The sequence below is a fragment of the Burkholderia sp. BE12 genome, assembly GCF_002959955.1.
Classification (GTDB): Bacteria; Pseudomonadota; Gammaproteobacteria; order Burkholderiales; family Burkholderiaceae; genus Burkholderia.
In genome coordinates, this window is the sequence record NZ_PREY01000009.1 from 22,737 (window position 1) to 43,946 (window position 21,210).

At 67.5% G+C, this 21,210-nt stretch carries 16 protein-coding genes; 10 read left to right on the plus strand and 6 right to left on the minus strand.

Annotated features, from left to right (window positions below; genetic code table 11):
* The first annotated feature begins 43 nt into the window (after positions 1 to 43).
* Together C4B30_RS11805 and C4B30_RS11810 are read left to right on the plus strand one after the other, a co-directional pair.
* Positions 44 to 1,666, plus strand: a complete 1,623-nt coding sequence (locus tag C4B30_RS11805) for a phospholipase D family protein (RefSeq protein WP_027785419.1) — start codon at positions 44 to 46, stop codon at positions 1,664 to 1,666.
* Between the two features lie 243 nt (positions 1,667 to 1,909).
* Positions 1,910 to 2,683: a class II aldolase/adducin family protein gene (locus tag C4B30_RS11810; RefSeq protein ID WP_027785418.1), complete on the plus strand. Its 774-nt coding sequence runs from the start codon at positions 1,910 to 1,912 to the stop codon at positions 2,681 to 2,683.
* Between the two features lie 30 nt (positions 2,684 to 2,713).
* On the opposite strand, the gene C4B30_RS11815 is transcribed toward C4B30_RS11810, so the two are convergent.
* Positions 2,714 to 3,679, minus strand: a complete 966-nt coding sequence (locus C4B30_RS11815) for a hypothetical protein (RefSeq protein ID WP_051421415.1) — start codon at positions 3,677 to 3,679, stop codon at positions 2,714 to 2,716.
* Between the two features lie 496 nt (positions 3,680 to 4,175).
* Between C4B30_RS11815 and C4B30_RS11820 the strand changes: the two genes are divergently transcribed.
* Entirely contained in the window at positions 4,176 to 4,610 is a 435-nt protein-coding gene (locus C4B30_RS11820; protein WP_027785416.1) for a CHRD domain-containing protein, read from the plus strand.
* A gap of 89 nt (positions 4,611 to 4,699) precedes the next feature.
* Positions 4,700 to 5,662 carry an alpha/beta hydrolase gene (locus C4B30_RS11825; protein WP_027785415.1) on the plus strand — a complete coding sequence of 321 codons (963 nt, stop codon included), beginning with the start codon at positions 4,700 to 4,702 and terminating at the stop codon, positions 5,660 to 5,662.
* On the opposite strand, the gene C4B30_RS11830 is transcribed toward C4B30_RS11825, so the two are convergent.
* The gene (locus C4B30_RS11830) at positions 5,632 to 6,474 is read right to left on the minus strand and encodes an EcsC family protein (protein WP_027785414.1); all 843 of its coding nucleotides are present in this window, start codon (positions 6,472 to 6,474) and stop codon (positions 5,632 to 5,634) included. The genes C4B30_RS11825 and C4B30_RS11830 overlap by 31 nt on opposite strands.
* Before the next feature lie 106 nt (positions 6,475 to 6,580).
* On the opposite strand from C4B30_RS11830, the gene C4B30_RS11835 reads away from it, so the two are divergent.
* Together C4B30_RS11835 and C4B30_RS11840 are read left to right on the plus strand one after the other, a co-directional pair.
* On the plus strand, positions 6,581 to 8,176 hold the full coding sequence (locus C4B30_RS11835; protein ID WP_027785413.1) for an MDR family MFS transporter: 1,596 nt from the start codon (positions 6,581 to 6,583) through the stop codon (positions 8,174 to 8,176).
* 58 nt (positions 8,177 to 8,234) lie between these two features.
* Complete coding sequence (locus C4B30_RS11840) at positions 8,235 to 8,681, plus strand: MarR family winged helix-turn-helix transcriptional regulator (RefSeq protein WP_027785412.1); 447 nt, start codon at positions 8,235 to 8,237, stop codon at positions 8,679 to 8,681.
* A 125-nt stretch (positions 8,682 to 8,806) separates the two neighbouring features.
* Here C4B30_RS11840 and C4B30_RS11845 read toward each other — a convergent pair whose 3' ends face one another.
* Complete coding sequence (locus tag C4B30_RS11845; RefSeq protein ID WP_006487930.1) at positions 8,807 to 9,388, minus strand: DJ-1/PfpI family protein; 582 nt, start codon at positions 9,386 to 9,388, stop codon at positions 8,807 to 8,809.
* Between the two features lie 157 nt (positions 9,389 to 9,545).
* Positions 9,546 to 10,826 carry an amino acid deaminase gene (locus C4B30_RS11850; protein WP_027785411.1) on the minus strand — a complete coding sequence of 427 codons (1,281 nt, stop codon included), beginning with the start codon at positions 10,824 to 10,826 and terminating at the stop codon, positions 9,546 to 9,548.
* A 119-nt stretch (positions 10,827 to 10,945) separates the two neighbouring features.
* On the opposite strand from C4B30_RS11850, the gene C4B30_RS11855 reads away from it, so the two are divergent.
* From C4B30_RS11855 to C4B30_RS11865, 3 genes are all read left to right on the plus strand, one after another.
* Positions 10,946 to 11,884, plus strand: coding sequence for a MurR/RpiR family transcriptional regulator (locus C4B30_RS11855; protein WP_027785410.1), 939 nt, complete (start codon positions 10,946 to 10,948; stop codon positions 11,882 to 11,884).
* A 2-nt stretch (positions 11,885 to 11,886) separates the two neighbouring features.
* A complete protein-coding gene (locus C4B30_RS11860) occupies positions 11,887 to 13,368 on the plus strand; it encodes an N-acyl-D-amino-acid deacylase family protein (protein ID WP_027785409.1) in 1,482 nt (493 codons plus the stop codon).
* Positions 13,369 to 13,493: 125 nt separating this feature from the next.
* Positions 13,494 to 13,880, plus strand: a complete 387-nt coding sequence (locus C4B30_RS11865; RefSeq protein ID WP_006751946.1) for a RidA family protein — start codon at positions 13,494 to 13,496, stop codon at positions 13,878 to 13,880.
* 336 nt (positions 13,881 to 14,216) lie between these two features.
* Here the strand turns inward: C4B30_RS11865 and queF are convergent, their stop codons facing one another.
* Both queF and ilvA read right to left on the minus strand, forming a co-directional pair.
* Entirely contained in the window at positions 14,217 to 15,047 is an 831-nt protein-coding gene (gene queF, locus C4B30_RS11870) for an NADPH-dependent 7-cyano-7-deazaguanine reductase QueF (RefSeq protein WP_027785408.1), read from the minus strand.
* Between the two features lie 12 nt (positions 15,048 to 15,059).
* A complete protein-coding gene (gene ilvA, locus C4B30_RS11875) occupies positions 15,060 to 16,583 on the minus strand; it encodes a threonine ammonia-lyase, biosynthetic (protein WP_027785407.1) in 1,524 nt (507 codons plus the stop codon).
* Positions 16,584 to 17,167: 584 nt separating this feature from the next.
* On the opposite strand from ilvA, the gene C4B30_RS11885 reads away from it, so the two are divergent.
* Positions 17,168 to 21,193, plus strand: a complete 4,026-nt coding sequence (locus C4B30_RS11885; RefSeq protein ID WP_027785406.1) for a DUF3683 domain-containing protein — start codon at positions 17,168 to 17,170, stop codon at positions 21,191 to 21,193.
* Positions 21,194 to 21,210: the final 17 nt, after the last annotated feature.

The following is a 21,210-nucleotide window of genomic DNA, read 5'->3' on the forward strand; positions in this document are numbered from 1 at the left end:
CGGCGATGACGTGCCCATTGATCCGACTGTCGAGGAAGCTTCCGTGCTCACGTCCTTGATCCGGCGCGCACCGGCCGCGCTGTCGTGGCGCGCCGCATGCCGCCAGGCCCGCGCGCTGATCGTCTGCGCGCTGCTGCCGCTCGCTGCGTGCGCGACGCATCCGCCCGCCACTTCGCTCGATCGTCCCGTCTCCCACGCGTTGCCGGCCGATACCGCGACGCCGCTGCGCGATGCGCTGGCCGCGCCGGCAGCCGCGCATCCGGCGCAGTCGGGCTTCCGGCTGCTGGCCGACGGCGCCACCGCGTTGCAGATGCGCATCGCGCTCGCGCGTGCGGCGACGAAGACGCTCGACATGCAGTACTACATCGCGACCGAGGATACGACCGGCAAGCTGCTGCTCGGCGCGGCGCTGTACGCGGCCGATCGCGGCGTGCGCGTGCGGATGCTGGTCGACGACCTGAACTTCGACGATATCGACCGCGTGATGGCCGCGCTGAATACGCACCCGAACATCGAGATCCGCGTGTTCAACCCGTTCGGCGCATCGCAGCGCGGCGTGATGGAGCGCACGGCCAACTTCTTCACGCGGATCGACAGCTTCACGCGCCGGATGCACAACAAGGCGATGATCGCCGACAACCAGCTCGCGATCGTCGGTGGCCGCAATCTCGGCGACGAATATTTCAGTGCGAGCCCGACGCTGCAGTTCCGCGATCTCGACGTGCTGGCGGCCGGCCCCGTGACGAACGACATCTCGAAGAGCTTCGACGACTACTGGGCGAGCGCGAGCAGCTATCCGTTGCGCGTCCTCAATCATCAGAAGTTCGATCCGAAGGATCTCGACGCGATGCGCGACGAGCTGCGCGACCACTGGCGCAAGAATGCCGACCCGTACAACGCGAAGCCGCTGAACGCGACGCCGCTGGCACGGCAGATCGCGCGCGACGAACTCGAACTCGTGTGGGCGCCGGCCGAATTCAAGGTCGACGCGCCGACCAAGGTCGCGCAGCCGACCGGCACGTACGTGAGCCCTCCGATGCAGCGCCTGGCCGAGCTGACGCGCGGCGCGCAGAAGGAATTCCTCGCGTTTTCGCCGTACTTCGTGCCGCACGACGCCGGCGTGAAGATCCTCGGCGACACGGCCGCGCGCGGCGTGCGCGTCGCGATCGTGACGAATTCGCTCGCGGCGACCGACGCGGTCGCGGTGCAGGCCGGCTATGCGCCGTATCGCGTGCCGTTGCTGCAGCGCGGCGTCGAGCTGTACGAATTCAAGTCGCAGCCGGACCAGGAGTCCGCGCGGCTGTTCGGCTCGCGTTCGCGCGCGAGCCTGCATGCGAAGGCGTACGTGATCGACCGGCAAATCGTCGTGATCGGCTCGCTGAACCTCGACCCGCGTTCCGCGCACCTGAACACCGAACTCGCGCTCGTGATCCACAGCCCGGTGCTCGCGCAGCAGGCCGCGGCGATCTTCGCGCGCGTGACGCAGCCGGACGAAAGCTACCGCGTCACGCTCGCGACGCGAACCGACGGCAGCCCGCCCGCACTCGAATGGACGGGCACCGAAGGCGGTCAGACCACCACCTATCACGTCGACCCGCATGCCGGGCTGATGCGCAACGTGATGACCGGCATCTTCAGGCTGCTGCCGGTCGACGACCAGTTGTAAGGGCCGGAGCGGCTCCGGCAAAACCCGCGATTCCGGTGCGCGGGGAAAGATGCTATGGTTGTGTGCGCAACGATATGCATATCGTGAAGGGCGCTGCGGGCTCCGTCGAAAAATGCGGGGCGGAACGGCGCCGAACGACGCGCCGCCGCACGTGCATGCACGCACCGCGCGCGGTGCCGTCAGACGATGGACGATGCGCACCGCCATGCGCCGCGGCCGCGCGCGCGCCAACCGGAGTTCCCCATGCAACGTGTACCGAACCAGCCGTTCACGCGTCCCGCGCGCTTCTCCGAAGCCGAATGGCCGGCGCGTGTGCAGCTCGCGGCCGCCTACCGCATCTTCGATTACCTCGGCTGGACCGAGCTGATCTACAACCATATCTCGCTGCGCGTGCCGGGCGAGGACGGACATTTCCTGATCAACCCGTTCGGGCTCCATTACCGCGAGGTGTGCGCGTCGAACCTCGTGAAGATCGACATCGACGGCAACGTGATCGGCCATGCCGACTGGCCGATCAATCCGGCCGGCTTCACGTTCCACAGCGCGATCCATGCGGCGCTGCCCGATGCGCACTGCGTGATGCACGTGCACACGACGCCCACGATGGCCGTGTGCTGTTCGCGCGACGGGCTGTCGTTCTCGAATTTCTATTCGGCGCAGCTGTACGGGAAGATCGCGTATCACGACTTCGAAGGCATCACCGTGCATCTCGAGGAGGGCCGGCGCATCGTCGAGAGCGCGGGCGGGCGGCCCGTGCTGCTGCTGCGCAACCACGGGCCCGTGACGATCGGCGCAACGCTCGCGCAGACGTTCTCGCTGATGTGGCTGCTCAATCGCGCGTGCGAGGTGCAGATCGCGACGCATGCGATCGGCGATGCGCTGCCGATCGCGCCGTCCGTGCTCGAAGGGTGCGTGCGCGATTCACTGAATTTCGATCCGAAGCATGGCGCGGGACAGGACGCGTTCGATGCGCTGCAGCGCATCGTCGACCGGATCGATCCGGGCTATCGCGCGTGACGCGGGCGGCGCGCCCGATGCGTGCGCCGACTAGAACCGATAGCCGAGGCCGGCCTGGATCACGTCGGTGTCTCGATCGTAGCGCGTGACCACGCGGTTCCACGTGATCCGGGTGAGCCAGCGCCCGGAGATCCGGTAACTGGCCGAGATCGACACGATGCCGGAGAACCGGCCGTCGCCCGGGCCCGGCTGGCCGTCGCGTTTGCGCTGGTTGACGGTGAAATACGCGCCGGCGCCGGCCGACAGCGTGGCCTTGTCGTTCAGGAACGCACGCGTGAGCCACAGCTCGGAGGCGATCCCGTTGCGGCGGACCGCCTGCTTCGCGCCTTCGTACATCCATGTCGCGGTCCAGTCGATCGAACGCGTGAGGCCGCGCCGGTATTCGACGCTGCCGCCGAGCGTCGACGGCGACGAGCGGCTGTTGAGAATCGTCTCGCCGAGCATCGCGGTGATTTCGTTGTCCGTGACCTTGCGCGTGCGCGGCAGCGCGGTGTCGCGCGGGCCCGGCGTGGCGGGCGCATCGAGCTGGTAGCCGACGCCGAACATCACCGACGTCGTGTCGGGCCCACTGAACACCTGCGCGCGGTTGACCTGAAGCTGCGCGATCCAGCGGTGCGACGTGTAGTACGCGGCGCGCACGCTCGTCAGTACGCCCCAGCCATGTGTATTCGAGTAACCGCGGCCTTCGGCGGCCGGCACCGTGTCGAAGTAGCGATACGGGCCCGCGCCCGCCGACAGCACCAGGCGGCGGTTCGCGAGCGGCACGCGGCCCCAGAACTGCACCGCCTGGCCATCGCGGTGGTGATTCGGAATGTGCCCTTCGTTGTACCACGTGAAGCCGAGCGCGGTGTGCGTGCTCAAGCCTTCCTGGTAATCGAACGCCCACGAATACGTGCGTTGGCTGCCGCCCCACAGCGGGCCGGCGAACAGCGAGAATTCCTGCGCGTCGACGGGCGCGCCGTAGAGGCCGGCGACGGAGCAGAGCGCCGCCAGCAGCGGGCGGACGCGGACGGGCGGGTCGGGCAGGGTATCGGGAGACGGGCCGGCACGGTTCACTTTCCAGTCACGACAACACGCGATCATTTTCGTGCTCGGGAAAACACGTGTCGACCCGGGTTCGCGCAATAACGTATTACACGTATCGTGACAACATGCGGGTACGCGCGCCGATCGCGACTCGAGCGAGACGAAAAATGATTCGTCCTGCTTGGTATTTCGGAAAGGGGCATTCGTGCGCGGCATGCCTCTAGCCGCCGGAGACACGCAAAAAAAACGCGGCCGGGCGGCCGCGTGAATACTCGCAGACTCCTTCGGACGAAGGAAACAAGCAACTGTGAAACGAAGTGTAGCGAAAGCCCGTGCGCGGATTCAGGGGCCGTGCTGCAAAGGTCTCTTCCAGGTTTCGGCAGGCTGCCGGATTGGCCGGCAATCGACTACCATCCTGTGTGGCGCCGCCGCTCGGGCGGTGTCCCCCGTCGTACAAGGAGAATCCATGCTCAAGCTGCGTTTGCTCCAGGTCGCGTTGTTCGCGGGCGTGCTCGCCGCCGGCAGCGCCGTTGCGGAAACGGTGCGCCTGTCCGCCAGTCTGCAGCCGTCGAGCGAAGTACCGCCGACGGCGACCAAGGGTTCGGGCGCCGTCGCCGCCACCTACGACACGGCCACGCACATGCTGCAGTGGACGGTCACTTACGAACACCTCACGGGGCCGGCCACCGCCGCGCATTTCCACGGGCCCGCGCCGGTCGGCCAGAACGCCGGCGTACAGGTGCCGGTGCCGAAGGACGAGCTGGCGAGTCCGATCAAGGGCTCGAAGGAACTCACCGACGCACAGGTCACGGACCTGATGGGCGGCAAGTGGTACTTCAATATTCATACGAAGGAACACCCGTCCGGCGAGATCCGCGGCCAGGTGATGCCGGCGAACTGAGCGTCGGTGTTTGATATAGAGGCACTTGTCGAGCGACGCGGGAACGTTCGCACGTACCATCGTCACACTGTGATGACGGAGTGCGTCCGATGAGTTGGCAAAGCAAGTTCGCCTGCTGGCTGCTGCGCTGGCAGTTTCGCCCCGAAACCACGCGCGAGGTGCTCGACCCCGCGCGTGCCCGGCGCTTTACCGACCTGAGGATGATCGTGCCGCGCCGCGCGCCGTCGGGCTACCGGCTGCGCCAGTGCTACGGCGCCGGCGACGCGCCGCTGCGCGGCGAATGGCTCGAACGCACCGACGCGGGCGCGGCACGCGGGCCCGGCCGCACGCTGCTGTATTTCCACGGCGGCGGTTACTACTTCTGTTCGACGAAAACCCACCGGCCGCTGGTGTTCGGCCTGACGAAGCGCGCGGGTGTGCGCTCGTTCTCGCTCGACTACCGGCTCGCGCCCGAAAACCGCTTTCCGGCCGCGCTCGACGATGCGCTCGCCGCGTACCGGCAACTGCTGGCGCTCGGCACGCCGCCCGAATCGATCGTGTTCGGCGGCGATTCGGCGGGCGGCGGCCTCGCGCTCGCGACGCTCGTCGCGCTGCGCGATCGCGGCGAGCCGCTGCCGGCCGGCGCGATCCTGTTCTCGCCGTGGACCGACCTGGCCGGCACCGGCGGCACGATGCGCGGCAACGACGGCCTCGACCCGATGTTCGCGGCCGCGGCGCTGCCGAAGGCCGCGACGCTGTATCTCGGCGACGAGCCGGCGACGAATCCGTACGCGTCGCCGCTCTACGCGGATTTCGCGGGTCTGCCGCCGCTGTACATCCAGGTCGGCAGCACCGAGGTGCTGCTCGACGATTCGCGCCGCGTCGCCGAGAAGGCGAAGGCGGCCGGCGTGGCGGTGGAGATCGAGGTGTGGCCCGACATGCCGCACGTGTGGCAGCTGTACGCGCCGATGGTGCCGGAAGCGCGCGATGCGCTCGACCGCGCGGCCGCGTTCCTGCGCCGCGTCGCGGTCGAGCGTGCGGTTCAGCGCGTCGGCGAGGCGTCGATCGCCTGATAGGCTGCCTTGACGGCCACCGACCCGTACTTGCGTTCGAGCCGGCGCACGGTGAAGTGGCCGTGCGCCATCTGCTGGAAGTGGTCGATGAACAGCGTGTTGACGGTCGCGCCGAGCACGGCGCCGATCGCCGGGATCGACTTCGCGGCCATCTGCTCGGTCACCTGCACCGAGAAGCGTGAGGCCACCGTCTGCACGAGCTTGAACACGGCCGCCGAGCTGTGCGCGGCGATGCCTTTCGCCGTGATGTCCGACGACGCCTTCGAGATCGCCTGCGCGAGCGCGCCGCGCAGCACGAAATAGCCGAGATCGGCGTCCTCCTCCTGCTTGTCCGGGTTGCCGCCCATGCCGAGCACGGCCAGACATTGCAACTGCGTATCGACCGACGTCAGGTTCTCGCCCTCGCTGCGCGCGATGTCGCACACCGAACGGAAGATCAGCGTGGTCGTCACCGGCAGCTCGACCGGCAGCGCGAGAAAGCCGAACGCGCCGCCCGCCGCGCCGGTCGTCGCGACCGCGAGCTTGTGCAGCAGGTTGCTGGGCTTCTCGGGCTCGGCATCCGGCGACTGCGGCTTGCCAAGCGTGCGCAGCGCGATGTTCAGGCACTTGCGCAGCGCGAGCTGCGTCGCATCGTTGATCTTGCCGGTCGCGAAGTCCGGCAGCCGCGCGATCATTTTCTCGACCGGCGCGCCGAGCACGCCCGTCAGCTTCATCGTCAGCGACGGGCTTTCCAGCACCTGCTTCGCGCGCCGCAGCGCGTCCCGGTCCTCCGGCGACAGCGTCGTGGCGGGGGTGATTGAAATCGGTTCCATCTTTCTCCTTGGCGTGAACGGGCCTTGACCCATCGCCAGCCTAGATTACTCCCGCATGCTAGAATTTTGAGATTCTTTGACTCGGCAAAAGTTGCATCGACAAAAAATGCCCGTCCATACTGCCGCCCACCATTCGAGCGGGCAAGTCCTGCCGTTCCGCGAATCGCTGCTCGCGATGATCGGGATCTCGTTCGTCACCATGCTGGTCGCGCTGGATCAGACGGTCGTCGGCACCGCGCTGCCGACCATCGTCGCCGAACTTCGCGGCTTCGACCTGTACGCGTGGGTCGCGACCTCGTACCTGCTCAGTTCCGTGATCACCGTGCCGATCTTCGGCCGGCTCGGCGACTATTACGGCCGCAAGCCGTTCGTGATCGTGTCGATCGTCGTGTTCACCGGCGCGTCGGTGCTGTGCGGGATGGCCGACGACATGCTGTATCTCGTCCTCGCGCGCGGGCTGCAGGGCATCGGCGGCGGGATGCTGGTCGGCACCGCGTTCGCATGCATTCCCGACCTGTTCCCCGATTCCGTCGTGCGGCTGCGCTGGCAGGTGCTGATGAGCTCCGCGTTCGGCATCGCGAACGCGGTCGGCCCGTCGCTCGGCGGCGTGCTGACCCAGTCGTTCGGCTGGCGCTCCGTGTTCTACGTGAATCTGCCGGTCGGCCTGCTGTCGCTGTTCTTCGTGTGGCGCTACCTGCCGCACCTGCGCCACGTCGAGCACGATCGCAAGATGCGGCTCGACTGGCCCGGCGCGCTGCTGATCGCACTGTCGCTCGGCGCGCTGCAACTGTTCGTCGAATGGCTGCCGAAGTACGGCGTCGCGAGCTGGGCGTCGCTGCTGCTCGTCGTCGCGGTCGCGGCCGGCGTCGGCCTGTGGCACTGGGAGAAGCGCTGCGCGCAGCCGATCTTGCCGTTCGACATGTTCGGCAACCGCGCGTTGTCGGCGCTCTTCGTGCTCGCGATCCTCGCCGGTTTCTCGATGTTCTCGCTGCTGTTCTACGCGCCGCTGCTGTTCCAGGGCGGCTTCGGGATGTCGCCGAAGGAGGCCGGGCTCGTGATCACGCCGCTCGTCGTGTTCATCACGATCGGCAGCATCATGAACGGCCGCGTCGTCACGCGTATCCGCCATCCGAACGCGATGCTGCACGTCGGCTTCGCGCTGTTCGCGATCGCGTGCGCGGGCATCGTCGTGTCGACCCACACGACGCCGACCTGGATGCTGATGGCGTTGATGGTCGCGGGCGGCATCGGGCTCGGCTTCGTGCTGCCGAACCTCACCGTGTTCGCGCAGCAGACGGCCGGCCGCGAGCACCTCGGCATCGCGACGGCGCTGCTGCAGTCGCTGCGGATGGTCGGCGGCATGCTCGGCACGGCGCTCACGGGCACGCTCGTCAACCAGATGTATTCGAGCGGCGTGCGCAGCGCGCTGTCGGCCGATCAGGCGATGCAGTGGCACGCGCGGCTCGCCGATCCGCAGATCCTGATCGATCGCGCGGCGCAGGGCGGTCTCGTCGCGGAGTTGACGCGTGCCGGGCATAATGGCGCGCTGCTGCTGGAAGCGGCCCGCGAATCGCTGGTCGGCGCGATTCACCTGGGCGTCGCGATGGCGGCCGTCGTCGCCGTGGTGTCGGTGTGGCAGTGCCGTCGCGTGCCGCCGATCGCGCTGCGGCGCAAGATCGAACCGCACGTCGCGGCCGATTGACCGAGCAGGCGAGCGAGCGATTCGACGACTCAACGATTCACCGGAACGAAATCAGCGCATGGAAGAACAGGACCGCGTCGCGATCTTGCAGCAATTCGGACGCACGTATCGCGCGTTCATGACCGCGTTCGAAGCGCACGTCGGGCAGCCGATGCCGCGCTGGCGCATCATGGTCGCGCTGCACACGATGGGCGGACATTCGTCGCAGAAGAAGCTCGTCGAAGTGCTGCGCATCGATCCGGGCGCGCTCACGCGTCAGTTGAAGTCGCTCGACGCGCTCGGCTGGATCGAGCGCGAATCGGACGCGCGCGACAACCGCGTGACCAACGTCACGCTGACGGACGCAGGCCGCGCGGCGTTCGACGCGTGCCTGCCGCGCCGCAAGGCGTTTCTCGAACAGACGATGGCGCAGCTGCCGGACGACGTGCTGAATGCGCTGTCGGGTGCGCTCGCGATGCTGGAAACGCGGATCGCGGACGTCGGGTCGACACCGGCGCCGCACTGACAGGCGGGAAGGGGCGGAAAGCGGCCCGACGGGTTCCCCCCTCGGCCGAACGCGACCGGCGCGGCATACGGGGCGCTCGAACCCGCCGCCGGCCGGCGTGTTGCCTCATTTCATTTCAACTTCGTTTACAGCTCGATGCGCGTGCCGAGCAGCGCGAGGAACTGCGCAAGCCAGGCCGGATGCGCGGGCCACGCGGGCGCGGTGACGAACGGCGCGTCGGTCACGGCCGCGTCGACCGGGATGTCCGCGTATTCGCCGCCCGCGAGCTTCACCTCCGGCGCGCAGGCCGGGTACGCCGAAATGCGCTTGCCGCGGATCACGTCGGCGGCCGCGAGCAGTTGCGCCGCGTGGCAGATCGCCGCGATCGGCTTGCCGGCTTCGGCGAACTCGCGCACGAGCGAGATCACCTTCGGATCCAGTCGTAGATACTCGGGGGCGCGGCCGCCCGCGATCGCGAGCGCGTCGTAGCGCGCCGCATCGACGTCGTCGAACGCCGCATTCAGCGTGAACTGGTGGCCGGGTTTCTCGGTGTAGGTCTGGTCGCCCTCGAAATCGTGGATCGCGGTCTTGATCTTGTCGCCCGCGCGCTTGCCCGGGCAGACTGCGTCGACGTGGTGGCCGACGGCCTGCAGCGCCTGGAACGGCACCATCGTTTCGTAGTCTTCGGCGAAATCGCCGGTCAGGAACAGGATCTTCTTCGCGGCCATGGCTTTCTCCCGTGAAACAGCGTTGAAGGCCCGGTCGCGCCGTGCATGACGGCGACGACGGGCCCCGAGGACGAAAGCGCAGTGTACTCCGGCAGATTGAAGCGCGCGTGACGGCCGCCCCGCGCGAGCGGCAGGGCGGCGCGGCGCGCGGCATGCGTCAGAAGAAGGTTTCGACGACTTCCGTCACGCGGAATTGCGGATCGAGCACGAGCACCTGGCGCCACTTGTCGAACGTCAGGCACGGGTGCGAGATGTCGAACGCGACCATGTCGCCGACCTTCACGTCCGCGCCCGGCGGAATCTGCAGGTACGCGTGCTGATCCATCATCCCGGTGACGGCCCAGCCTTCGGTGGCGGCGACGTCGCGCGGCGCGGCGTCGCGGCCCGGACGGAAATGGCGCGCCGGCTCGGGCAGGCCCGCGTCGAACGCCGCATCGCGCTTGCCGAGCGCGACGATCGCGCGATTCTGCTCCGGCACCGACTGTACGTACGCCCACAGTTGCAGCGCCGGCAGCAGCCCTTCGCCCATCGAGCGGGCGATCGGGTTGCGCGCGAACACGTCGGTCTGCGCCTTCTTGTAGATGCCGACATCGTGCGTCAGGTAGCAGCCCGGGCGCAGCACGACTTCCGCGAAGCCCGCGTCGGACGCCTTCTTGAATTCTTCCGCGACCACGTCGTACCACGCCGAACCGGCGCCGGACAGGATCGCGGGCGTGCGCGCGAAGCGGCCGGCTTCGGCCAGTTCGCGCGTGAGCGCGACCGCCTGCTGCAGGAACGTGCGGATCTCGCCTTCCTCTTTCAGCACGCCTTCATAGAGTTCGATGCCGGCCAGCTTCAGCGTGTCCGGATAGCGCGCGATCGCGGCCAGCACGGCCTCGCGTTGCGCGGCATCGCGCACGCCCGCACGGCCGCCCGGCACGCCGAGCTCGATCAGCACGTTCAGCGATTTCTTCGCGTCGCCGAAGAAGCGGCCGAGCTGATCGACGCTGTCCGCGGAATCGACGAGACAGAAGAATTCGAAATCGGGATCGGACAGCAGCCCGGCGATGATCGTCATGTTCTGGCGGCCGACCAGCTGGTTCGCGAGCAGCACGCGCCGCACGCCGCCGTGATACGCGGCCTGCGTCTGGTGCGCGGTCGCGAGCGTGATGCCCCACGCGCCGGCGTCGAGCTGGCGGCGGAACAGTTGCGGCGCCATCGTCGTCTTGCCATGCGGCGCGAACTTGACGCCGTATTTCTGCACGAACGCCTGCATCCAGTTCAGGTTGTGCTCGACGCGATCCGCGTAAAGCACGGCGGCCGGCAGGCTGACGTCTTCCGCGAGCAGGTTCCATTCGAGCCGGCCCGCATCGCCGAGCGGCACGCTCGCGCTCGGCAGATTGCCCAGACCCTTGCCGAACGGATCGATCGTCGCTTCCTGATAGTTTGTAACTTTCATGTCATCCCGCTCCATCATCACTATGCATTGCACTGAAGTTGACATGCAAATGGTACAGAAAGTAGCATCTGCGCGGTGATGTTATTTAATAACATCCAGCTTCGCACCCTTTGCCGCCGATGAATACGCCCGCTTCCCCGTCCGCTTCGCCCGCCGTCGAGCCCCATCCGGCTCAGGCCGCCCCGCCGGTCCTCGACATCGTCGCGCGGATCGCCGAATGCGCGCCCGAGCTGCGCGAAGCCGAGCGCAAGGTCGCCGCGTTCATCCTCGCCGATCTGGCGCGCGCCGCGCATGCGAGCATCGGCGCGCTCGCGCGCGACGCGGAGGTCAGCGTCGCGACGGTCACGCGTTTCGCGAAGGCCGTCGGCTGCCGCGACGTGCGCGAGCTGAAGGTGCTCGTCGCGCAGGCGGCGGCCGTCGGCCAGCGCTTTCTGGTGCCGTCCGACGACGCGCCGGCCGACGACACGAGCCCCGCGTCGATGGTCTACGACGAGATTCGCGTGGCGCTCGCGCACAACCACCAGTTGCTGCGCAACACGTCGTTCGACGCGGCGGCCGACTTGCTCGCCGGCGCGAAAATGATTTACGTGTACGGACAGGGCGGCGGCTCGACCGCGCTTGCCGACGAGCTGCGCTTCCGGCTCGTGCGGTTCGGCCGGCCGGTCGCGAGCTACCAGGACGGCCTGCTGCAGCGGATGGTGGCCGCGACGCTGTCGAGCGACGCGGTCGTCGTCGCGTTGTCGGTGAGCGGGCGCGTGCCCGAGCTGCTCGAGAGCTGCCGGCTCGCGAAGCGCTACGGCGCGAAGCTGATCGCGATCACCGCGCCGGCGTCGCCGCTCGCGAAGCTCGCCGACCATCTGATTCCCGTCGTCGCATTCGAAACCGATTTCATTTACAAGCCTTCGACATCGCGCTACGCGATGATGATGGCGATCGACGTGCTCGTCACCGGAGTCGCATTGCGGCTCGGCGATGCGGGCCGAGAATCGCTGCGCCGCATCAAGCACGCACTCGATGCGCATCGCGGCGGCGGAGACCGTCAACCGGTAGGAGACTGACCATGCATTCGCATCCCGAAGCGGCCGATACGCTGATCGTCGGCGCGCAACTGTACGACGGCACCGGCGCACCGCCCGTTACGCGCGACGTCGCGATCCGCAACGGCCAGATCGCGGCGATCGGCAACCTGTCGAACTGGCTCGCCGAGAACGTCGTCGACGCGAACGGCCGTGCGCTGGCGCCGGGTTTCGTCGACGTGCACACGCACGACGACACGCACGTGATCCGGGCGCCGGAGATGATCCCGAAGATCTCGCAGGGCGTGACGACCGTGATCGTCGGCAACTGCGGGATCAGCGCGTCGCCGGTGACGCTCGCGGGCGATCCGCCCGACCCGATGAACCTGCTCGGCGGGCGCGATGCGTTCCAGTACCCGAGCTTCGCCGCTTACGTCGCGGCCGTGAACGATGCGCGCCCGGCCGTGAACGTCGCGGCGCTCGTCGGCCATACGGCGCTGCGCAACAACCAGATGGACCGCCTCGACCGCGCGGCGACCGATGGCGAGATCGCCGGCATGCGCGCGCAGCTCGAGGAGGCGCTCGCGAACGGCGCGCTCGGCCTGTCATCAGGCCTCGCATACGGCTCCGCGTTCGCGGCGCCGACCGAGGAAGTGATGGCGCTCGCCGAGCCGCTCGCCAAAGCCGGCGCGCTGTACACGACGCACATGCGCACCGAATTCGACGCGATCCTCGATGCGATGGACGAGGCCTACCGCGTCGGCCGCCACGCGCAGGTGCCGGTCGTGATCTCGCACCTGAAGTGCGCGGGTCCGTCGAACTGGGGGCGCAGCACCGAGGTGCTCGCGTCGCTCGAAGGTGCGCGCCGTTACCAGCCGGTCGGCTGCGACTGCTATCCGTACAGCCGCAGTTCGTCGACGCTCGACCTGAAGCAGGTGACGGGCGACATCGACATCACGATTACGTGGTCGGAGCCGCACCCGGAAGTCGCGGGCAAGCTGCTGAAGGCGATCGCGGCCGACTGGGGCGTGACCGAGCAGGAGGCCGCGCAGCGGATCCGTCCGGCGGGCGCCGTGTACCACAACATGTCCGAGGACGACGTGCGTCGCATCCTTTCGCATCCGGCGACGATGGTCGGCTCCGACGGGCTGCCGAACGATCCGCTGCCGCATCCGCGGTTGTGGGGCGCGTTTCCGCGCGTGCTCGGCCACTACGTGCGCGACACGAACCTGCTGCCGCTCGAGGAGGCGATCCGCAAGATGACGTCGCTGTCCGCGCGCCGCTTCGGGATCGCGCGCCGCGGCGAGGTGCACGTCGGCTACCACGCCGATCTCGTGCTGTTCGATCCGGCGCGCGTGATCGACGCCGCGACGTTCGACAAGCCGCAGCAACCCGCGCACGGGATCGACGCGGTGTGGGTCAACGGCGTGCTGACTTATGAAAACGGCCAGCCGACCGGCGAGCGCGCCGGCGGTTTCGTCGCGCGCGGCGAGCGCGTGCCGGCCGGTGCCGATGCGGCGTTCTGAACGCCCGTATTCCGATCTTCCATGCGTGCCGCAGCAGCCGGCGCGCGCATCCGCAACCGAGCGTTGCATGGGACCGGAGTCAGCGCTGAAGCGCCGACGCTGGTCGACAAACGAGGAGTGAAACGATGAAGCGATATGGCGTAGGCGAAGCGAAGGGGACCGGCGGCCAGGTGATGCCGTTTGCACGCGCGGTCGAGGCAGATGGCTGGCTGTACGTGTCGGGCCAGACGCCGATGGTGAACGGCGAGGTCGTCGAAGGCGGGATCGTCACGCAGTCGAAGCAGACGATCGAGAACGTGATCGCGATCCTGAAGGAAGCCGGCTACGGCCTCGAGCACGTCGTGCGCTGCGGCGTGTGGCTCGACGACGCGCGCGATTTCGCGTCGTTCAACAAGGTGTTCGTCTCGTACTTCGGCGAGCATCCGCCGGCACGTGCGTGCGTGCAGTCGAGCATGGTGATCGACTGCAAGGTCGAGGTCGATTGTATTGCTTACAAGGCGCCGGCGAAGTAGCGCGGCGAGGGCGGATTGTTGTGTGACGGGGCCGGCGCATTGGTGTGCGCCGGCCCCGTTGCGTCGGCACTGAATTTTTACGCTTTGAATAAAATCCTGTCGACGAGAGCGCGACACGATACGTCCGAAGGGTTGCGCCATTCGCTATTCCGGCGATGGGTGCTTCGAAAGGTGCGTGGCCGCAAGCGCGAATCCGTTACGCTCGCGATCCTGCATCGTGCTGCCGTAGAAAGGAAATGGGGCGCCGCGCAATTGGCCGCACTGCCGTGAAAGGCCGTCCGTCCGTGCGCATCGATCTGCCGGCGGGCTTCGACATGCCCGCCAGCATTGCTCGATTTACTGCCGCGCCGTCCGCGCGTTATCCGGCATCGGCTGGTTGTAGTTCGTGCGGAACGGATTGATGTCGAGCCCGCCGCGGCGCGTATAGCGCGCATACACAGCGAGCTTCACCGGTTTGCACGCATGCAGGATGTCGAGGAAGATCCGCTCGACGCACTGCTCGTGAAAGCCCGTGTGATTGCGAAACGAGATGATGTAGCGCAGCAGCCCCGCATGGTCGATCTGCGGGCCGACGTAATGGATCTGCACGCTGCCCCAGTCGGGCTGGCCCGTGACCGGGCAGTTCGAGCGCAGCAGGTCGGACACGAGCGTTTCCTCGACCGGCGCTTCGTCCGCGGCATCCGCGGCCGACAGCAGCGACGGGTCCGGCTCGTACACGTCGGTGTCGAGGTCGAGCCGGTCGAGCGACAGCCCGTCGAGCTCGTCCATCTCCAGCTTGCGGAAATCGTGCGCCGACACCAGCTGCACCGATACGCTTGCGCCGCACGCGGCCGACACGTCGCGCTTCAGCACGTCGCGCACCGCGTCGAGCGAGTCGAACTTCGACTGCGCGAACGAGCCGAGATACAGCTTGAACGACTTCGATTCGACGATGTTCGGCGATTCGGCCGGCACGTAGAACGTCGCGATCGCGACCTGCGGCTTGCCGCGCGCGTTGAGCCACGACAATTCGTACGCGTTCCAGATGTCGGTGCCGAAGAACGGCAGCGCCGACGTGATGCCGAGCTGCTCGCGCGCGCCGGCGCGCGGGATCGGGAACAGCAGCGACGCGTCGTACTGCGCCGCGTAGACGGTGGCCTTGCCGAGCGGGGAATGTTCGGGATTCATCGTGTGACGCCTTTACGACAGGAAGAGGCGGTACGCCGGGTTGGCGCTCTCTTCGACATAGGGATAGCCGAGCGCCGCGAGGAAGCGTTCGAACTCGGCGCGATCGGCCTGCGGCACCTGCAGCCCGACGAGGATCGAGCTGTAGTCCGCGCCCTGGTTACGGTAATGGAACAGGCTGATGTTCCAGTCCGGCGCCATCGACGACAGGAACTTCATCAGCGCGCCCGGCCGCTCCGGAAACTCGAAGCGGAACAGGCGCTCGTCGAGCGCGAGCGGCGAGCGGCCGCCGACCATGTAGCGGATGTGTTCCTTCGACAACTCGTCGTGCGTCAGGTCGACGCTCTTGAAGCCGTGCGATTCGAAGTTCGCGGCGATCTCCGCCGATTCGCCGCGACGGCGGATCTGCACGCCGACGAAGATGTGCGCGGATTGCGCATCGGCGATCCGGTAGTTGAACTCGGTGACGTTGCGATCGCCGACCAGCGAGCAGAAGCGCTTGAAGCTGCCGCGTTCCTCGGGGATAGTGACCGCGAACACGGCTTCGCGTGCCTCGCCCACTTCCGCGCGCTCGGCGACGAAGCGCATCCGGTCGAAGTTCATGTTCGCGCCGGACGTGACCGCGACGAGCGTTTGATTCTCGATGCCTTCGCGTTCCGCGTACAGCTTCGCGCCCGCGACCGCGAGCGCGCCGGACGGCTCGAGCACGCTGCGCGTGTCCTGGAACACGTCCTTGATCGCCGCGCACAGCGCGTCGGTGTTGACCGTTACGACACCGTCGAGGAATTCGCGGCACAGCCGGAAGGTTTCCTCGCCGACGAGCTTCACCGCGGTGCCGTCCGCGAACAGGCCGACTTCGCTCAGCTCGATGCGCTCGCCCGCGTCAAGCGACTGCGCCATCGCGCACGAATCCTCGGCCTGCACGCCGATGACCTTGATCTCCGGGCGCACCGCCTTCACGTACGCGGCGACGCCGGAGGCAAGCCCGCCGCCGCCGATCGGCACGAAGATCGCATGGATCGGGCCCTGGTGCTGACGCAGGATCTCCATCGCGATCGTGCCCTGGCCGGCGATCACGTACGGATCGTCGAACGGATGGACGAACGTGAGGTCGCGCTCCTCCTGCACCTTGACCGCGTGTGCGTACGCGTCGCTGTACGACTCGCCCGCCTGGATCACCTCCACGCTCGGGCCGCCGTGCGCGCGCACCGCGTCGACCTTCACCTGCGGCGTCGTGACGGGCACGACGATCACGGCCCTGACACCCATCCGGGCCGCCGAGAACGCGACGCCCTGCGCGTGGTTGCCGGCCGAGGCGGTAATCACCCCGCGCGCGAGCGCGTCCGCCGGAATGTGCGCCATCTTGTTGTATGCGCCGCGCAGCTTGAACGAGAACACCGGCTGGTTGTCCTCGCGCTTCAGGTAAACGGCGTTGCGCAGCCGGGCCGACAGGTTATGGGCCGGTTCGAGTTCCGTCTCGATCGCGACGTCGTAGACGCGCGCGGTGAGGATCTTCTTCAGGTAATCGTGGGATGCCATGGGTGCTCGCGTGCAGTGCGGATGCGGACGGTAAAGGGTCAATGATAGCGCCAAGGGTCCGCCCGCACGCAAGCGGCATGCCGGGCGGGCGGTCGTCCCCGGTCGTGTGCGCGTGCGGGCAGGGCATTCGCGCCGTCGGAGGCGTTTTTTACCGGTTTAACCGCGCGGTTACCGACCGGACGGACGGCGAATGATCGCGCGAAACCGCGCGGAGCCCCGCCCGGCGCGGCTCGCGGCGATAGCCCCACGACCTGTCCGGCGTGTCACGGGCGGCCCGATCATGGGTTAGAATTCCGTTTTGAATCAAGGATTCGGAAGATGCAGAGGCACCCTCGGATCGCACCGTTGAAGCCGACGCCGCGCGCAGCCAGCCCCGCGGCCGAACGGCATGCGCGCCGCGCGCGATCGTGCTGATGATTCCGAGTGCCGCCAGGCCCTGTCGCCGGCCACGAGGGGCGAGTCGCCCGCTCCGGCCCCATGAAGGACAGCCGCGCGCCTGGTAACAGAACAGATTTCCCCAAGATTGCGCCCACGCGCTTGCCGACGCCCGTGCACGGGGTATCGGCCCTCCGAGTCGTCCGAACATGAACGCACCACAAGTTTTCGATCCGCATGGCGCGGCCGCCGCCGTCGCCGCCGACCCCGCGCCCCGCTTGCGCGAGATTCCCTACAACTACACGTCCTTCTCGGATCGCGAGATCGTGATCCGCCTGCTCGGCGAGGAGGCGTGGGCGGTGCTCGACGAACTGCGCGCCGAGCGCCGCACGGGCCGTTCGGCACGGATGCTGTATGAAGTGCTCGGCGACATCTGGGTCGTGCGTCGCAACCCGTACCTGCAGGACGACCTGCTCGACAACCCGAAGCGCCGCGCGCTGCTGATCGAGGCGCTGAACCACCGCCTGACCGAGATCGGCAAGCGCCGCAGTGCGGATCTCACCGAGCACCGCGACGACGCGGGCCGCGAGCGCGCATCGCGCGTCGAGATGCTCGAGACGGCCGCGCAGCGCGCGGTCGACGAGTTCGCGGACGAATTCGACAAGATGGCCGAGCTGCGCCGGCGCGCGACCAAGGCGCTCGGCCGTTGCACGCAGAAGGACAACATCCGCTTCGACGGGCTGTCGCGCGTGTCGCACGTGACCGACGCGACCGACTGGCGCGTCGAATACCCGTTCGTCGTGCTGACGCCCGATACCGAAGCCGAGATCGCGGCGCTGATCAAGGCGTGCTTCGAGCTCGGCCTGACCGTGATCCCGCGCGGCGGCGGCACCGGCTACACGGGCGGCGCGGTGCCGCTCACGCCGTTCTCCGCGGTGGTCAACACCGAAAAGCTCGAACAGCTCGGCGCGGTCGAGCTGACCGAGCTGCCGGGCGTCGCGCACAAGGTGCCGACGATCTTCTCCGGTGCGGGCGTCGTCACGCGTCGCGTGACCGAAGCGGCGGAAGCGGCCGGCTACGTGTTCGCGGTCGATCCGACCTCGCTCGACGCATCGTGCATCGGCGGCAACGTCGCGATGAACGCGGGCGGCAAGAAGGCCGTGCTGTGGGGCACCGCGCTCGACAACCTGGCGTGGTGGCGGATGGTCGACCCGGACGGCAACTGGCTGGAAGTCACGCGCCACGAGCACAATCAGGGCAAGATCCACGACATCGCGGTCGCGCGCTTCGAGCTGAAGTGGTTCGATGGCGCGTATGCGCCGGGCGAGAAACTGCTGCGCACCGAGATGCTCGAGATCGAAGGCCGCCGGTTCCGCAAGGAAGGGCTCGGCAAGGACGTGACCGACAAGTTCCTCGCCGGCCTGCCGGGCGTGCAGAAGGAAGGCTGCGACGGGCTCATCACGTCCGCGCGCTGGGTGCTGCACAAGATGCCCGCGCACACGCGCACCGTGTGCCTCGAATTCTTCGGCCAGGCGCGCGAGGCGATCCCGAGCATCGTCGAGATCAAGGACTACCTGTTCGAGACGTCGAAGCAGGGCGGCGCGATCCTCGCGGGCCTCGAGCACCTCGACGAGCGCTACCTGCGCGCGGTCGGCTATGCGACCAAGAGCAAGCGCAATTCATTCCCGAAGATGGTGCTGATCGGCGACATCGTCGGCGACGATGCCGACGCGGTGGCGCACGCGACGTCCGAAGTGATCCGCATGGCGAACGGCAAGAGCGGCGAGGGCTTCGTCGCGGTCAGCGCGGAGGCGCGCAAGCGCTTCTGGCTCGACCGCAGCCGCACGGCCGCGATCGCGAAGCACACGAACGCGTTCAAGATCAACGAGGACGTCGTCATCCCGCTGAACCGGATGGGCGAGTACACCGACGGCATCGAGCGGATCAACATCGAGCTGTCGCTGAAGAACAAGCTGCAACTCGTCGACGCGCTCGAGGCGTTCTTCCGCGGCGGCAACCTGCCGCTCGGCAAGACCGACGACGCGAACGAGATCCCGAGCGCGGAGCTGCTCGAGGATCGCGTGCAGCAGGCGCTGGAGCTGCTCAAGCGCGTGCGGGCACGCTGGGAATTCGTGCGCGACCGGCTCGACCAGCCGCTGCGCGAGGCGCAGCATTACCTGGTGCAGCTCGGCTACGAGGCGCTCGCCGAGAAGTTCGCGGATCGCGCGGACGAGCAGCCGGGCGCGACCGTGTTCCACATCACGCAGGACCGCACGGTCCGCATTTCGTGGAAGCAGGAGATCCGCGCGGAACTGCGCGCGATCTTCAACGGCGGCGCGTTCAAGCAGATCCTCGACGAAGCGCAGGCGATCCACAAGCGCGTGCTGCGCGGCCGCGTGTTCGTCGCGCTGCACATGCACGCGGGCGACGGCAACGTCCACACGAACATCCCGGTCAACTCCGACAACTACGAGATGCTGCAGGACGCGCACGCGTCGGTCGCACGCATCATGAAGCTGGCGCGCTCGCTCGACGGCGTGATTTCCGGCGAGCACGGGATCGGCATCACGAAGCTCGAATTCCTGACCGACGACGAGATCGCCGAATTCCGCGCGTACAAGCAGCGCGTCGACCCGAACGGCCGCTTCAACAAGGGCAAGCTGCTCGACGGCGCCGATCTGCGCAACGCGTACACGCCCAGCTTCGGGCTGATGGGCTACGAGTCGCTGATCATGCAGCAGTCCGACATCGGCGCGATCGCCGATTCGGTGAAGGACTGCCTGCGCTGCGGCAAGTGCAAGCCGGTGTGCGCGACCCACGTGCCGCGCGCGAACCTGCTGTACAGCCCGCGCAACAAGATCCTCGCGACGTCGCTGCTGGTCGAGGCGTTCCTGTATGAAGAGCAGACGCGCCGCGGCGTGTCGATCAAGCACTGGGACGAGTTCAACGACGTGGCCGACCACTGCACGGTGTGCCACAAGTGCGCGACGCCGTGCCCGGTGAAGATCGACTTCGGCGACGTCACGATGAACATGCGCAACCTGCTGCGCAAGATGGGCAAGAAGAAATTCAACGCCGGCAATGCGGCGGGCATGTTCTTCCTGAACGCGACCAATCCGCAGACGATCAACCTCGCGCGCGGCGTGATGATGGGCGTCGGCTACAAGGTGCAGCGCTTCGCGAACGACATGCTGAAGAAGGTCGTGACGAAGCAGACGCAGCACCCGCCGGCGACGACCGGCAAGCCGCCCGCGCTCGAGCAGGTGATCCACTTCGTCAACAAGAAGATGCCGGGCAACCTGCCGAAGAAGACGGCGCGCGCGCTGCTGGACATCGAGGACAACAAGATCGTGCCGATCATCCGCAACCCAAAGTCGACGACCGTCGATTCGGAAGCGGTGTTCTACTTCCCGGGCTGCGGCTCCGAGCGGCTGTTCTCGCAGGTGGGATTGGCGACGCAGGCGATGCTGTGGGAAGCGGGCGTGCAGACGGTGCTGCCGCCGGGCTACCTGTGCTGCGGCTATCCGCAGCGCGGCTCGGGCCAGTACGACAAGGCCGAGAAGATCGTCACGGACAACCGCGTGCTGTTCCACCGGGTGGCGAACACGCTGAACTACCTAGACATCAAGACGGTGGTCGTGTCGTGCGGCACGTGCTACGACCAGCTCGCGGGTTATGAATTCGACAAGATCTTCCCGGGCTGCCGGATCATCGACATCCACGAGTTCCTGCTCGAGAAGGGGATGAAGCTCGACGGCGTGTCGGGCACGCGCTACATGTATCACGACCCGTGCCACACGCCGATCAAGACGATGGATCCGGTCAAGCTCGTCAACGAGCTGATGGGCGCGGAGAAGGACGGCTACCGGATCGAGAAGAACGATCGCTGCTGCGGCGAATCGGGCACGCTGGCGGTCACGCGGCCGGACGTCTCGACGCAGGTTCGCTTCCGCAAGGAAGAGGAGATCCGCAAGGGCGCTGCGAAGCTGCGCGCGATTCCGGTGGTGGCCGGCGACGCGCCGGTGCCGGCCGCCGCGAGCGCGGGCGGCCCGGACGTGAAGATCCTGACGAGCTGCCCGTCGTGCCTGCAGGGGCTGTCGCGCTACAACGAGGACGCGAACCTCGAAGCCGACTACATCGTGGTCGAGATCGCGCGCCAGGTGCTCGGCGAGAACTGGATGGCCGATTATGTCGCACGGGCGAACCATGGCGGGATCGAGCGCGTGCTGGTCTAATGCGGGCATGACGACCG

Excerpts from the sequence above, each read along its gene's own strand:
- C4B30_RS11810 (WP_027785418.1), top strand. The coding sequence starts at position 1,910 with ATGCAACGTGTACCGAACCAGCCGTTCACGCGTCCCGCGCGCTTCTCC.
- C4B30_RS11820 (WP_027785416.1), top strand. The coding sequence starts at position 4,176 with ATGCTCAAGCTGCGTTTGCTCCAGGTCGCGTTGTTCGCGGGCGTGCTC.
- C4B30_RS11825 (WP_027785415.1), top strand. The coding sequence starts at position 4,700 with ATGAGTTGGCAAAGCAAGTTCGCCTGCTGGCTGCTGCGCTGGCAGTTT.
- C4B30_RS11830 (WP_027785414.1), bottom strand. The coding sequence starts at position 6,474 with ATGGAACCGATTTCAATCACCCCCGCCACGACGCTGTCGCCGGAGGAC.
- C4B30_RS11835 (WP_027785413.1), top strand. The coding sequence starts at position 6,581 with ATGCCCGTCCATACTGCCGCCCACCATTCGAGCGGGCAAGTCCTGCCG.
- C4B30_RS11840 (WP_027785412.1), top strand. The coding sequence starts at position 8,235 with ATGGAAGAACAGGACCGCGTCGCGATCTTGCAGCAATTCGGACGCACG.
- C4B30_RS11845 (WP_006487930.1), bottom strand. The coding sequence starts at position 9,388 with ATGGCCGCGAAGAAGATCCTGTTCCTGACCGGCGATTTCGCCGAAGAC.
- C4B30_RS11850 (WP_027785411.1), bottom strand. The coding sequence starts at position 10,826 with ATGAAAGTTACAAACTATCAGGAAGCGACGATCGATCCGTTCGGCAAG.
- C4B30_RS11855 (WP_027785410.1), top strand. The coding sequence starts at position 10,946 with ATGAATACGCCCGCTTCCCCGTCCGCTTCGCCCGCCGTCGAGCCCCAT.
- C4B30_RS11860 (WP_027785409.1), top strand. The coding sequence starts at position 11,887 with ATGCATTCGCATCCCGAAGCGGCCGATACGCTGATCGTCGGCGCGCAA.
- C4B30_RS11865 (WP_006751946.1), top strand. The coding sequence starts at position 13,494 with ATGAAGCGATATGGCGTAGGCGAAGCGAAGGGGACCGGCGGCCAGGTG.
- queF (WP_027785408.1), bottom strand. The coding sequence starts at position 15,047 with ATGAATCCCGAACATTCCCCGCTCGGCAAGGCCACCGTCTACGCGGCG.
- ilvA (WP_027785407.1), bottom strand. The coding sequence starts at position 16,583 with ATGGCATCCCACGATTACCTGAAGAAGATCCTCACCGCGCGCGTCTAC.
- C4B30_RS11885 (WP_027785406.1), top strand. The coding sequence starts at position 17,168 with ATGAACGCACCACAAGTTTTCGATCCGCATGGCGCGGCCGCCGCCGTC.